Origin of the sequence: Pseudomonas sp. NPDC090203 (assembly GCF_044746765.1) — a bacterium.
In the GTDB taxonomy this organism is placed as follows: Bacteria; Pseudomonadota; Gammaproteobacteria; order Pseudomonadales; family Pseudomonadaceae; genus Aquipseudomonas; species Aquipseudomonas putida_AD.
Genome location: NZ_JBIVCV010000019.1, coordinates 106,074 through 118,960 on the forward strand (window position 1 = coordinate 106,074; position 12,887 = coordinate 118,960).

The 12,887-nt window shown below is 61.8% G+C and carries 12 protein-coding genes and 1 pseudogene; 8 read left to right on the forward strand and 5 right to left on the reverse strand.

From position 1 onward, the window contains the following. Positions 1 to 37 precede the first annotated feature (37 nt). Positions 38 to 688 carry an HD domain-containing protein gene (locus ACIPO9_RS25830; protein WP_400784201.1) on the forward strand — a complete coding sequence of 217 codons (651 nt, stop codon included), beginning with the start codon at positions 38 to 40 and terminating at the stop codon, positions 686 to 688. Between the two features lie 30 nt (positions 689 to 718). On the opposite strand, the gene ACIPO9_RS25835 is transcribed toward ACIPO9_RS25830, so the two are convergent. Both ACIPO9_RS25835 and ACIPO9_RS25840 read right to left on the reverse strand, forming a co-directional pair. Continuing rightward, positions 719 to 1,000 (reverse strand): BrnA antitoxin family protein, encoded by a 282-nt coding sequence (locus ACIPO9_RS25835; protein WP_400784202.1) that lies wholly within the window; start codon positions 998 to 1,000, stop codon positions 719 to 721. Next, the gene (locus ACIPO9_RS25840; protein WP_400784203.1) at positions 960 to 1,232 is read right to left on the reverse strand and encodes a BrnT family toxin; all 273 of its coding nucleotides are present in this window, start codon (positions 1,230 to 1,232) and stop codon (positions 960 to 962) included. Before ACIPO9_RS25840 ends, ACIPO9_RS25835 begins: the two co-directional genes overlap by 41 nt. Positions 1,233 to 1,472: 240 nt before the next feature. Here ACIPO9_RS25840 and ACIPO9_RS25845 point away from each other — a divergent pair. The 3 genes and pseudogenes from ACIPO9_RS25845 to ACIPO9_RS25855 all read left to right on the forward strand — a co-directional run. Beyond that, positions 1,473 to 2,288: pseudogene (locus tag ACIPO9_RS25845) on the forward strand (MCP four helix bundle domain-containing protein); the annotation flags it as partial. Between the two features lie 108 nt (positions 2,289 to 2,396). Next, positions 2,397 to 3,146, forward strand: coding sequence for a methyl-accepting chemotaxis protein (locus ACIPO9_RS25850; RefSeq protein ID WP_400605220.1), 750 nt, complete (start codon positions 2,397 to 2,399; stop codon positions 3,144 to 3,146). 195 nt (positions 3,147 to 3,341) lie between these two features. Next, positions 3,342 to 4,511, forward strand: a complete 1,170-nt coding sequence (locus tag ACIPO9_RS25855) for a hypothetical protein (protein ID WP_400784204.1) — start codon at positions 3,342 to 3,344, stop codon at positions 4,509 to 4,511. 81 nt (positions 4,512 to 4,592) lie between these two features. On the opposite strand, the gene can is transcribed toward ACIPO9_RS25855, so the two are convergent. Next, complete coding sequence (can, locus tag ACIPO9_RS25860) at positions 4,593 to 5,234, reverse strand: carbonate dehydratase (protein ID WP_400784206.1); 642 nt, start codon at positions 5,232 to 5,234, stop codon at positions 4,593 to 4,595. Positions 5,235 to 5,383: 149 nt separating this feature from the next. Between can and ACIPO9_RS25865 the strand changes: the two genes are divergently transcribed. Further along, entirely contained in the window at positions 5,384 to 5,797 is a 414-nt protein-coding gene (locus tag ACIPO9_RS25865; protein WP_400605122.1) for a serine kinase/phosphatase, read from the forward strand. A gap of 176 nt (positions 5,798 to 5,973) precedes the next feature. Here ACIPO9_RS25865 and rimI read toward each other — a convergent pair whose 3' ends face one another. Both rimI and ACIPO9_RS25875 read right to left on the reverse strand, forming a co-directional pair. Beyond that, on the reverse strand, positions 5,974 to 6,426 hold the full coding sequence (rimI, locus tag ACIPO9_RS25870; RefSeq protein ID WP_274132781.1) for a ribosomal protein S18-alanine N-acetyltransferase: 453 nt from the start codon (positions 6,424 to 6,426) through the stop codon (positions 5,974 to 5,976). Then, the gene (locus ACIPO9_RS25875; RefSeq protein ID WP_274132782.1) at positions 6,419 to 7,228 is read right to left on the reverse strand and encodes an energy transducer TonB; all 810 of its coding nucleotides are present in this window, start codon (positions 7,226 to 7,228) and stop codon (positions 6,419 to 6,421) included. The genes rimI and ACIPO9_RS25875 overlap by 8 nt, the downstream gene beginning before the upstream one ends. Positions 7,229 to 7,372: 144 nt before the next feature. Here ACIPO9_RS25875 and mksB point away from each other — a divergent pair, with 144 nt between their 5' ends. Genes mksB through mksF form a run of 3 tightly spaced genes read left to right on the forward strand, consistent with a single transcriptional unit; the run spans position 7,373 to position 12,178 of the window. Further along, positions 7,373 to 8,650, forward strand: coding sequence for an Mks condensin complex protein MksB (gene mksB / locus ACIPO9_RS25880; protein ID WP_274132783.1), 1,278 nt, complete (start codon positions 7,373 to 7,375; stop codon positions 8,648 to 8,650). Then, complete coding sequence (gene mksE, locus ACIPO9_RS25885) at positions 8,640 to 9,347, forward strand: Mks condensin complex protein MksE (RefSeq protein ID WP_400784208.1); 708 nt, start codon at positions 8,640 to 8,642, stop codon at positions 9,345 to 9,347. The genes mksB and mksE overlap by 11 nt, the downstream gene beginning before the upstream one ends. Then, positions 9,344 to 12,178 carry an Mks condensin complex protein MksF gene (mksF, locus tag ACIPO9_RS25890; protein ID WP_400784209.1) on the forward strand — a complete coding sequence of 945 codons (2,835 nt, stop codon included), beginning with the start codon at positions 9,344 to 9,346 and terminating at the stop codon, positions 12,176 to 12,178. The genes mksE and mksF overlap by 4 nt, the downstream gene beginning before the upstream one ends. The last annotated feature ends 709 nt before the right edge of the window (positions 12,179 to 12,887 follow it).

The following is a 12,887-nucleotide window of genomic DNA, read 5'->3' on the forward strand; positions in this document are numbered from 1 at the left end:
TGCATTGTCTGCGCCCCCTGTCCTGAAAGGAGCCTCGATGACTGCCCTTTGCTTCGCGCCGTTTCAAGACCTGGCCAACCGGCTTATCCCGCACACTGTGGCCGAACGCGCCGATGGCTCCCACGACGTTTCGCACCTGCATCGGGTGTGGAGCAATGTCTGCGCTATCCGCGACAAGGAAGGCGGCGACCACCAGATCCTGCTGGCCGCCACGCTGCTGCACGACTGCGTCGCCGTGGAAAAGAACTCCCCATTCCGAGCCAGCGCCTCGCGCCTGGCCGCCGCCAAGGCCAGCGAATTACTGGCCGAAATGGGTTGGGACGAAGAACGCACCCAGGCCGTGGCCCACGCCATCGAAGCCCACAGCTACTCCGCAAACATCACGCCCACCACCCTTGAAGCGAAAATCCTCCAGGACGCCGACCGCCTCGACGCCATCGGCATGGTCGGCGTCGCCCGGCTGTTCTACGTCTCAGGCCGCATGGGCAGCCACCTCTACGACCCCGCCGACCCACAATCCCTGCGCCGCGAACTGGACGACAAACGCTTTGCCGTCGATCACTTCACCACCAAGATCTTCACCCTGGCCCAAGGCTTTCAGACCCGAACCGGCCGCGAAATGGCACAGGTCAGGCATGAGCGGGCGAAGCGGTTCTTGCGCGAGTTCATGGAGGAGATTGGAGGCTGAAGAAGAGCCCCCCCGTGCTCGCGTGTCCTGTTAAACCGATATTTCAGATGGGGTGTGAGTCTTGAGCCAGTCGACAAGCGCAGCATTCATTCGCGTCTGCCAACCGGGACCCGAAGCCTTGAATTGCTGAACGACTTCAGGCTCCAGCCGAATCGTGATCCGCTCACGAACGATCTGAGCTTTGGGGCGACCACGCCTGACCAACCGCTCACCGACGAACTCATCGGCCCGTTCAAAAAAGTCTTCCGTCAGTTCAGGAGCATCATCCGGATCAACCCAGGCGGTGTCCGTAGAGTTTTTGTTCGCGCTCATTGGCCTTCCTCATGGAAATGATGCGGCGAGCCGCGCCGCGCGGTGTCCAGACGAGGACGATCATTCGCCCTGACAACAGTCCTATCGTGATAAACCGACACTCTCCGTACTCTTGCCGATCATCTTCGGCGGATAGGTGCGGACCTGCGAATACAAGACTCGCATCAGCGAAATCGAGACCTCGCTCATTCAAGGTTTTGTCGCGCTTGGCAATGTCGAAGATTATCTGCATCAAATTATTGTATGTACAGAAAATAATCCATCAAGACGTTAAACGCAGCTTCAGACTTATCTGACGACCTCCGCTGAAAAGACTGAACCAGAGGCTCAAACGGGGTGATGAAGTACCGTTCATCGCCCTGCCGTCAAATTACAACAAATCTGCAACATTTCTCGCCCGATGTCACAAAGACATCATGGAACCTCTCTATAACGGGGTCTCCGATGTATTCCTCACTGGGGATTGGTGGCTGTGAAAAGGTTATTGCGTGGATTGTTCCGTCCTTCGTCAAAGCCCGCGTTTCTGCGGCGCTTCCGGATTGCCCAGCGTCTGGTGCTGTGTTTCGGGGTGACGGCACTTCTGTTGGTCGCCCTTGGGGTGTTCAGCCTGCTGCAGATGCAGAGCATTCGTGCCCAGGGTGAAGCGGTCGAGAGCGGGGCGATGCCCAGTATCGCCATGGCCGACGCCATCGCCATTGACCTGATCAAGCTGCGTGGCGAAAGCGCCCGCCTGATCGCCAACGCCGATGACCCCAGCGCCGTGGTTACCAGCAAGATCAACGTCGAGCAGCTGAAAAACGAAGTCGAAAAAGGCTTCAGCGACTACCTCGCCCACTCCACCGACAGCACCGAGCGCGACTCGATCAAGGCCCTGCAGGACGCCTACAAAGCGTTCATGCCGGGGCTGCACGACGAAATCGCTTTGATCGAGCAAAACAAACTTAACGATGCACGCATGTTGCTCAACACCACGCTGAGTCTGCAGGGCGACCTTATGGACATGCAGGTGCAGTTGCTGCGCGAACTCAACAAACAAAGCGCCGCCGCCGCCGTGGACGGGGCCGGCAGCCGGTTCCAGCAGACGCGCATCATCGCGGTCAGCGCCATCGTCGTAGCCCTGGTGCTGACCTTGCTGCTGGCCTGGCGCTTGAGTGTGAGCATTATTCGTCCGTTGCGTCAGTCGCTGCAGATCGCCAGCACCATTGCCGAAGGCGACCTGAGCCCGCAGCCGATTCCCGAAGGCCGCGATGAAACCGCGCAGCTGTTGAAGATGCTGGGCCAGATGCGCGGCAACCTGCACGGCACCATCGATCAGATCTATGCCGCTGCCAGCCAGTTGAGCCAGTCGGTCCAGGAAATGGGTGCGATTGCCGAGGCCAGCGCGAAAAACCTGCAGATGCAGAACGATGAAATCGAGCAAGCAGCGGTGGCCGTGAATCAGATGAGCCAGGCGGCGGTGGAAGTGGCGGACAACGCCAGCAACACGTCCACCGAATCGAAGGCGTCGAACGAGGCCGCCGCCGAGGGTCGTCTGCGCCTGACCGGCACCATCGACTCGATCAAGGAACTGACCGACAACGTGCTGGATTCCTCGCACCAGGCCGATGGGCTGGCCGAGCGGACGTTGAGCATCAGCAAGATTCTGGAAGTGATTCGCGCCATTGCCAACCAGACCAACCTGCTGGCCCTCAACGCGGCCATCGAGGCGGCGCGGGCTGGCGAGGCGGGTCGCGGATTCGCCGTGGTGGCCGATGAGGTGCGCTCGCTGGCACAGCGTACCAGCGCATCGACCACCGAGATCGAAAGCCTGATCAACGATGTGCAGAAGAGCACCCAGGAGACCGCTGAAACGCTGCGGGTCACCGCCTCCCAGGCGAGCATGACCCTGGAGCAGGCAGCCGCCACCAGCCAGGCGCTGACGGTCATCATCAGCTCGACCTCGACCATCAGCGACCGCAACATGCTGATCGCCAGTGCCGCCGAGCAACAAGCTCAGGTCGCCAACGAGGTGGACCGCAACCTGAGCAGCATTCGCGACCTGTCGACCCAGTCGGCCTCCGGTGCGCAGCAGACCACCGTGGCCAGTAACGCCCTGGCGATGCTGGCCACGGATCTGAACTCGATGGTGCAGAGGTTTGTGCTCTAACCCCCTGTAGGAGCGCGCTTGCCCGCGATTGCAGTGTGCCTGTACCAACTGAAGTAGCTGACACACCGCCTTCGCGGGCAAGCGCGCTCCTACAGAAATGCGGTTTTATGTTGCCGGGCCATTTTCGGTCATGTCCCTTGTGTTTCATTATTGAGACGCACCCGATCGGGTGCCGACAACAACAAGGACATGAGCATGAAGAAAACCGCTGCACTGAGCGTCGCCCTGACTGCGCTCACCCTGACCCTCACCGCCCACGCTGACGTCGACGTCAAGCTGGGCAGCAAGGAACGCGTCACCCGCCTCTTCGCCTACCCCAACAACTGCAACGTGATCTGCTTTCGCGACTGGACGCTGGAGCAGACCGTCGAGCACTACCTCAAGCAAAGCGTCCAGCGCGACGGTTACAGCAGCGCCCAGGTGCGCGTGGTCAATGACAACGACCAGCTTCACGCGACGATCACTGGCGTTCCCGACGGCTACGACAAGCCGCTGACCAGCCTGCTGGACGCGGGGGACCTCGCGTACTCCGGTGCGCGGAAGCTCAATGCCGATGGCAAGTTCGCCTACAACTGGTACCTGTTCCTGCCGCTGGGCATGGCACTGGAAAATCGCAAGAGCGTCGAACTGCTGCATTTCCCGCCGGATTACTCACTGACTCAGGCCCAGGATTACCTGCGCTCGGCCACCAGCGACCGGTGGGCGGCGCTGTTGACCGACAACGGCATTCCCGCCGACCAGACGCCCGCGTTCCAGACCATCATCGACATCGCCCCGATTGCCGCACCTTCCAACGCCGGCAAGGATCTGGAAGGCGTGTACGGCTACTTCAACGATTACCAGACCACGATGGTCAAGCAGGTCAGCCAGAGTTCGACAGGCACCTCGCTGCCCATGGTGGCCTTTGGTGCGCCGGTGCGTAGCTGGATCAAGGAACAGTACAAGGTCGAGGTGCCCGTTTTGGGCCTGGCGACCATCAGCCCGGCGGCTGGGCAGAAGGTATCGGTGATCGGCTCCAACCACCCGAGCTATATCTGGTATGCGGCGGACAAGAGCAACTACGGGGGCGATCAGACCAAGGCGGATGAGGCTGGCTTGAAGGTGATGGGGCAGGATTTGAGCGCCGCGTGCTGGCAGGCTGGCATGGGGCAGAAGCCTGAAAGCGACGGGGCCGCATTGCTCAAAAAGTGCACAACCCAATGGCAAGTCACGGACAAGGTCCAGACCTGCAAGCTGTTCTACACTTCGGTGAGGAAGCTCACCCCAGACCAGGCGGCGGCAAAATGCCGGACCGGGTCGGTGGGTCGGCAGCTGGATCAACTGCGCAAGCCGTTGCCGCAGATGACCCGCCAGCCGGCTGCGTAACGGCGCCTGTCGCAACACGGCTTGCCGGCGCGGGCGATCTTGAGATCGCCGTCGCGGGCAAGCGCGCTCCTACAGGGGCGGTTATTCGCCCAGCGGGCGCAGGCGGTATTGTGGGGGCAACTGCTCGAAACCGCTGATGGTGGTGTCGAGACTCTTCCAGCGGCCGTCCTTGATGCCGTAGATGCACCCGTGCACCGACAGCTTCTGCCCGCGATGCCAGGCGTTCTGAACGATGCTGGTATGGGCGACGTTGGCCACCTGCTGAATCACGTTCAGCTCGCACATGCGGTCGACGCGTTCTTCTTCGGTCGGCAGCGTGGCCAGCGCCTGGCGATTCTCGTAATACAGGTCGCGAATGGTACGCAGCCAGCCGTCGATCAGGCCGAACTGGCGATCCTGCATCGAGGCACGTACGCCGCCGCAGCCATAGTGGCCGGTGACCAGGATGTGTTTGACCTTGAGTACATCGACCGCGTACTGGATCACCGACAGACAGTTAAGGTCAGTGTGCAGCACCACATTGGCGACGTTGCGATGGACGAACAGGTCGCCCGGCAGCATGCCGACGATTTCATTGGCCGGGACACGGGCGTCCGAACAACCGATCCAGAGGTATTCCGGGGTCTGCTGACGAGCCAGTTTGGCGAAGAACCCAGGGTCCTCTTCCTTGATAGCGGCAGCCCAACGTTCATTATTATCGATCAGATCTTGTAATTCGTTCATGCGTTGATGCCTCGAAGATGATGCTCAGCTATGACTTGTGCCCGTTATCGCCGGTCACGTCCATTTGCCACGACCGGTGGGCAAACAGAGGGAATCTTCATTACAGCACCCGGTCCACCCATTGAGACCGCTCACTTTGAGGATTTGTCATGAACGATTCACGCCGCCCTTTCGGTGCCACCCAGCCCGAACCCATCGATGATAACGAAGACCGCATGGGCTCGATGGAAGAACTCAACTTCAATGACAACAACGAGCCCAGTGGTCGCATCGGTGACACGATTCCTGCCGACGAGCTGGAAAACTACATTCCCGAAGAACGCGTGCGTGAAGCAGGGATGACCGGGGCGTCTACGGACGATCACAATCCCACCGACGACGACATGAGCCCTGAAAACCTGATCCCCGAAGACGGCGCGCGCTCGGCCCGTGAAGCCGGAGAAGGCGGCCCGGCAGACTTTGATCTGAGTATCGTCGATGAAGATGACATCGGCGGCGGCGACGGCCTGGATGAAGAAGAGATGGCCATCCTCGACCCGCTGGACGGCAAGCCCGGCGTCTAGCTCTCGTAGCAGCCGGGCTTGCCCGCGAGGCGTCCTCAAGATCGCCCCCGCCGGCAAGCCGTGCTGCTACAGGAGCGTCGCAACCCGCCCTTGTAGGAGCCGGGCTTGCCCGCGGGGGCGTCCTCAAATTCGCCCCCGCCGACAAGCGGAGCGCCGCCCGGCCGGGCTGCTACGGGTTATTCAACCAGCGTGCAGGCCATGACCAGCGCGTCCTCACGCCCGCCGACTGCCGGGTAGTAATCGCGGCGGCGGCCCACTTCGTTGAAGCCATAGCGCTCGTACAAACGATACGCCGACTGGTTGCTCGCGCGCAGCTCCAGGAAGCACTCGCGGCCGTTGATCTCGTAGGCGCGCTTCATCAGTTTATCCAGCAGCAACAGGCCCAACCCACGGCCCTGGCTCTCTGGCTTGACCGTGATGTTGAGCAAATGCGCCTCGTCGATGATGACGTTGATCACGCCATGCCCGACCTGCTGATTGCCCTCGAACATCAACCAGATTTCGTAGGATTTCAGGCCATCCAGAAAAATACCGCGGGTCCAGGGATGGCTGAACGCTGCGTATTCAATCTTAAGCACCGCATCCAGGTCTGCTTCGGTCATGCGGCGAAACGTTACGGCATCACTCATTCACGGTCTTCCAACGTGCCATCAGTTGACGCATGGCACGCCAAACGTCGGCCTTGCGCTGAGGCTCGTCCATCAACAGTTCAAGACCCGGCAGCGCCCAGGCCGAACCCAGGCCTTCGACCTGGAATTCTAGATTGTAGGACTCGGCGTCAGCCTCACCAGCAAAACGCACGGCCGGCAGTCCGATCAGCCACAGGCAGGTGCAGGGCTCTTCTTCAATGCGAGCGTAGAGAAAACCCTGAACGAAATCCCTAGCCGCTTCCGGCCCCTGATCCATCTGTCCACGCACCAGCAGCGGCCAACGCACGGGCTCACCAATGATCTGTGGACTGTCAGGCAGACCGGCGGCGCGCAGCATGTCCTTGAGCAACAGATAGGAGGGATCGCGACTCTGGAAAGGCTCACCCGTGGCCAGCTCGACCAGCAACAGGCAACTCCCAGCACGCAGCAATTGCAGGGAAAAACGCGGCGGCGGAACGACTGGCGCCTTGGCCACCACTGCCGCCTCTTCCGGCTCGGCCGTCTTGACCGCAGGCTTGGCAGCGGACGAAGGGCGTGGCACCTCGATCTTCGGGCGTTCGATCGTCCGCGCAGCAGGCGCAGGATTCGCAGCCACGGCATCGCCAGGCTGCTGGCGTTCGACAGCGGCAGGCGCAGGCTGCGTTACCTCGTCCTCGAACACCGGCAATGGCGCGAGAAGCTCCGGACGCGAAGGCGCGGCAAAGGGAAGTTCGGTGCGTGGCAGCCAGCTGACCACCTGCATGGCGGTCAGAAAGGCGCGACGTCTAGGCTCGTTGAGCACGGGACAGCCACCTGTGGATAAAGTCAGGACCGGGATTCTACAGACCTTCGGCCGATCACGCCGCAGTTGATCGACTGAGGGTGAAAACCAACCCCTGCGATGCAGTACAATTGCCGCTTTTATTTGCCAACCAGCGGCCATCCGATGATCGAACCTAAGCGCGTCCTGCGCGCCCTTGCCGAACACTGGGCGCTCCTTGAGCCACTGTGCGAGCATTTCGACCAGGGCACACTGAGCCTGAGCGAGCTGCGCGTGCAGCTGGCCGCCCAGCAACTGGAAAGCACGCCGCAGGACATCACCAACCTGCTGGACGTGTGGATTCGCCTCGATATTCTGGTGCCCGTGGCGAAGAGCCCGAACCGTTTCGAGCTGAACGCGCAGATCCACGACTTCCTGTCCTATCTGCGTCGCGAGCACCGCCTGGGCCTGTGCCTGGAGATCGAAGCCTACCTGCGCCATCTGGAGCGGCTGGCCGGTTACATCCAGGAAGCCTTCGAAGCCCGCGACGCCAACGACCTCGCCCGTCAGCTGCGCCTGCTCGACATGCGCGTGCGTGACGTGCTGAAAAAACTCGCCAACGACGAACAGGCACTGGTGTCTGTGGCCGAACGCGCCAAGACCAGCGACCGGCAGATCCCGCTGCGCCAGCGCTACGCCGAAGTCCTGGCGACCTGGGATGAATACGTCGAGCCGATGATCCAGTTGGTGAATGCCGACGGTGCGTTCGAACAGGGCGTGCGCAAGGTCGAGAACGTGCTGCTGCGCATGCTCAGCGATCAGCAGCGCCTGGGCCATCTGGTTGACGATGACATGCTGCTGCGCACCCACGCGCGCATCCTCGAAATGCAGACCAGCGCACAGCTGACCCTGCGCCACGCCCGCGAGCTGCTGTTGCCGCTGCGCGAAGAAGCCCGCCGCCACAACGCCGTGACCCGTGGCGCCGCGCTGGCCCTGTCGGCCATTCGCCGCAAGGGCATCGACGCCGTGCCGCAGGCCGCCATGCCGATGTTCACCCGTCCGCAAAGCACCTTCCTGGGCAGCGCGAACCAGGTTGAAGCCTACGTCTATGCCCTGGCCCGTTTCGAGCCGAAACCGGCGCGCTTCCCCAAGGCCAGCCTGACCCGCAAGGGCGAGCCGCCAAGGGCGCCGCGCACGGTCAAGGAAATGGTCGAGCGTTGCGAAGAAGCCCTGCCGATGCCGGACCTGATGGTCTGGCTGCTGGAACAGGAGCCGACCGGCGCCACCGACGAATTGCTGTATTGGTTCTCGCGCCTGTCGCGGGAAAAACGCTTCAAGCGCGAGCGTCTGGAACGCCGCGAGTACCTGACCCAGGAGCACCGCGTCAGCCTGCGCTCCTTCGCCCTGCTCTCGAGCAAAGACGCCACCCCAGAGAATTCCGAGGGCACCGCCCATGCATCTTGATCTATCTGAAATGTCCCAGCTGGCGCCGATCTTTCGCGAGCTGTTCAAGGGCTACCACATCAGCCGCCGCGACCCGGAGCTGTACGCCCAACTGTCGAACGCGCAGGACCAGTACCGCACGCTGTTCAAGGCGCTGGGCTTCGAGCTGGTCTGCGACACCCGCGGCTTCTACTACTTCGTGCCGGACCTTGCCGCCGCGCAGGTCAACAAGACCGCCCAGCGCCTGGCCCTCTTCACCTTCATCCTCGTTGAACACCTGGCTGACCAGGGCCGTGACCCGGTGGCCGTGCTCGATGGCGGCAGCCTTGGCCGTGACGAGCTGCCTTCGCTGCTGGAAAAGTACCGCGACCTGTTCCTGCAGGCCGAAGTGCAAACCCAGGACGAGCTGGAAGAGAAGATCATGCGGCGCATGACCCAGCTGGGTTTCGCCGCAGAAGAAGTAGGGATCTATCGCTTCCTGCCGCCGATGCACCGTTTCCTCGACGTCTGCCTCTCGGTCCAGCAGGACCGCGACCTGGCGGCCAGCCTGCACAGCGACCTGCCGCTGCCGACGCCTGTATTGATCGATGACGACAGCGACGAAAAGCTCCTGCAGACCGACGACCCGCTGGATCTGGCAGAGTTTGACGAATCAGAAGAAACCGAAGAGCAGGCCCTGGCCCGCGCGATCGCCGAAGAACAGGAGCTTGACGCATGAGCCAGGAACGCTACGGCATCCGCCGCTTCGCCCTGCTGAACACAGCCGGTTACAGCCTCGGGCTGTTTCCGCTGGAACACCCGTTGTCGGTGTACGGCGCGAACAACCTGGGCAAGAGTGCGTCGATCAACGCGCTGCAATTCCCGATTCTGGCGCGCATGTCGGACATGTCCTTCGGCAAGTACAGCCTGGATCAGTCGCGCCGCTTCTACTTCGCGTCGGACACCAGCTACATCCTGGTCGAAGTGTCCCTGCCCCACGGCCCGCACGTCATCGGCGTGGTCGGTCGCGGCCCGGGCGGCGGCTTCGGTCACCAGTTCTTTGCCTACGCGGGCAAGCTGGACCTGGCGCATTACCAGAAGAACGACACCTGCCTGCGGCAGAAAGAGCTGTTCACCAATCTGGAAAGCCAGGGCCTGAAAGCCTATGAGCTCAAGCCCGATGAACTGCGTCGCTTGCTGGTGGGCGGTCACACGTCGATCCCGCTGGACCTGACGCTGATCCCGCTGCGCTCAACCAGTGAACAGAGCCTGAAAACCTTCCGCGCCTTGTTCATCAACCTGCTGCACATGCGTGAAATCACTGCAGCCAAGCTCAAGCAACTGTTCCTCGACGCGTTCGAGCACAGCCTGCGCTCCGGTAGCGTCGATTACATCGCCGCGTGCGAAGAAGCCTTCCGCGATGTGCGACGCATGGAGCAGGACTACAACGCTCTGGTGCTGGCCGGCCCGCTGGTCGAGGCCTTGGCCAACGGCGTGAAACAGCGCGACGTGTTGCGCGGCAAGCTGCATCGCCTGTCGCCCTTGCTCGATTCGCTGCTGGGCACCTGGCAGGACTACTCCAACGCGCGCAAGGAAGAGCTGGTCATTCAGGCCGAGCACTACCGTGGCGAGCAGGACGCGCTGCAGAACGATCAGCGCGGCGGCACTCAGGAACTGATGCGCCTTGAGCGCGAGATCAGCAACATCCAGCGCTGGATTGGCGAACTGGCAGTGCTGAAAAACCGCTTCGCGCTTGTGGATAACGTCAAGACTCTCGAACAGCAACTGCTCGCGGCCAAGGATGCCCACGACGAACTGGCTGGCGCGCTGGCTCAGTCCCGGCAGTTCAGCGCCGAAGATCTGGACGAGCGCTTGCGCGATCTGGAAAAACGCCTGAAGTCGGTGAAGCAGCAGCTCGATCACGCAGACAACAACAGCTATGCCCGTCTGCGTGAAGAGTTCTCGCAACCGGACGTCGAGCGCCTGATGCGCCTGTTCAACAGCGCGCTGTTCAGCCTGCCGCTGGGCGAGCAAGGCATTGCGCTGGATGACGGCGAGGCGTGGGTCAAATCCCTGGAAGCGATTCTCGATGGCTTCAAGGGCGAGCGCTTCGAAGTGCCGGGCCTGTCGATCAACCTGTCGCACATCGAGCCACCTGCATTGCAGGCCCTGGCCGACCGTGCGGCGTTGCGCGACCAGAAAGAGCGTCTCGAGAAAGAACTCAAGCAACTGAAAACCCAGCAGGCCGTTGCCGCAGACCGCGCAGCCAGCAAGACCCAGACCGAAGCCCTGTACCAGCAGGTGCTGGATGCGCAGAAGGCACTGGAAGACTTCCGCCGTACTCAGACCCTGAGTGCAGAGGAAGGCGAAAAGCTGGAGCAACTGGCGCAGATGGAGGCGGCGCAGGACGAACTCAAACGTTCCAGCGATGCCTTCACCGAACGCGTCCAGCAACTCTCGGCCAAGCTGCAACTGGTGGGCCGCCAGATCGGAGATCTGGAATCCAAGCAGCGCACACTGGATGACGCATTGCGTCGCCGTCAGTTGCTGCCTGCGGATCTGCCATTTGGCACCCCGTTCATGGAGCCGGTGGACGACTCGCTGGATAACCTGCTGCCATTGCTCAATGACTATCAGGACAGCTGGCAGGGCCTGCTGCGCTGCGATGGCCAGATCGAGGCGCTGTATGCGCAGGTGCGCCTCAAGGGTGTTGCCAAGTTCGACAGCGAAGACGACATGGAGCGCCGCCTGCAGCTGTTGATCAACGCGTACGCTCACCGCACCGATGAAGCGCTGACACTGGGCAAGGCCCGTCGTGCGGCCGTGACCGATATCGCGCGTACCCTGCGCAACATCCGCAGCGACTACGACAGCCTTGAACACCAACTGGCGTTGTTCAACCGGGAGATCAACCGTCGTCAGGTTTCCAACCTGGAAAGCTTCCGTATCGTGCTGGCTCCAAACAAGGAAGCGCTCAAGCACATCGATCAGATTATCCACAGCGCCGGCCAGTACGAAGAAGGCGAAACGCTGTCGGTGTTCGATCTGAGCCAGAGCGCAGAGCAGGACAACAAGAACGAAGAGGCCAAGGAATACCTGGCGCGCCTGGTGGCGGCGAACCACAACCAGCTGGGTCTCAAGGACCTGTTCGAGTTGGCGTTCGAGATCACCAAGGTCAACAGCCAGCCGGTTATCCATACTGACATCGATGGCGCGGCGTCCAACGGCACCACGATGACCATCAAGGCGCTGACCAACATGTACTTGTTGCTGCACCTGATGGACCGCGAACAGGCCGGTCGTGTGCGCCTGCCTTATTACCTGGACGAAGCGGCCGACATCGACGAACGCAACCAGGCTGCCTTGCTGGAGACCAGCTTGCAGTTGGGCTTCGTGCCTATCCTGGCGAGCGTCAAGCCTCAGGTATCAGCGCATGTGGCGATCGACCTTGAGGGCGGCAGCGGGCCTGCGGGTATTTACATTGATGAGGCTGACTGGAAGTACATCCAGCGTCGCGATGAAGTGCCTAAGGTGAAGGTGGTTGAAGTGGCAGAGGAAGCTGCTGAGTAAGCCTTTATCCAGGCAGTAGCAAAAAGCCCCGCAGCGATGCGGGGCTTTTTTGTGGGCGTTGTACACGCTATCTGAGGCAACACCTCTCCGTAGCAGCACGGCTTGCCGGCGGGGGCGGCGTATCAGGCGATACATGTGTGACTGACACACCGCTCCCGCCGGCAAGCCATGCTGCTACGGGGATGGTGGTGGGTCAGGCGGTGCGGTGGTGTTTGTCCTGGCGCAGTCGCGGGCAAGCGCGCTCCTACAGGGGTCAGGGGCCGCATTCGGACGAGGGCGGACCTGAGATCGCCTCGCCGGCAAGCCGTGCTGCTACGGGATGCGCCACCCTGTAGGAGCGCGCTTGCCCGCGATGGCGGTGAGTCAGGCGGCGCAGCAGTGTCGGTTATGACGCTTTCGCGGGCGAGCCCGCTCCCACAGGGGGCAGGGGTCGGATTCGGACGATGGCGGACCTGAGATCGCCTCGCCGGCAAGCCGGACTGCTACGGGATACGCGCCGCGATCGCCTGTAGGAGTGAGCTTGCTCGCGATGGCGGTGGGTCAGGCGGCGCAGTGGTGTTTGTCCTGGCGCAGTCGCGGGCAAGCGCGCTCCTACAGGGCGGCGTCAGGGCTGTAAACTTTTCCAGGCGCAAAAACAAAACCCCAACCGCGTTAGCGATTGGGGTTCTGGAATTTAATCTTGACGATGACCTACTCTCACATGGGGAAA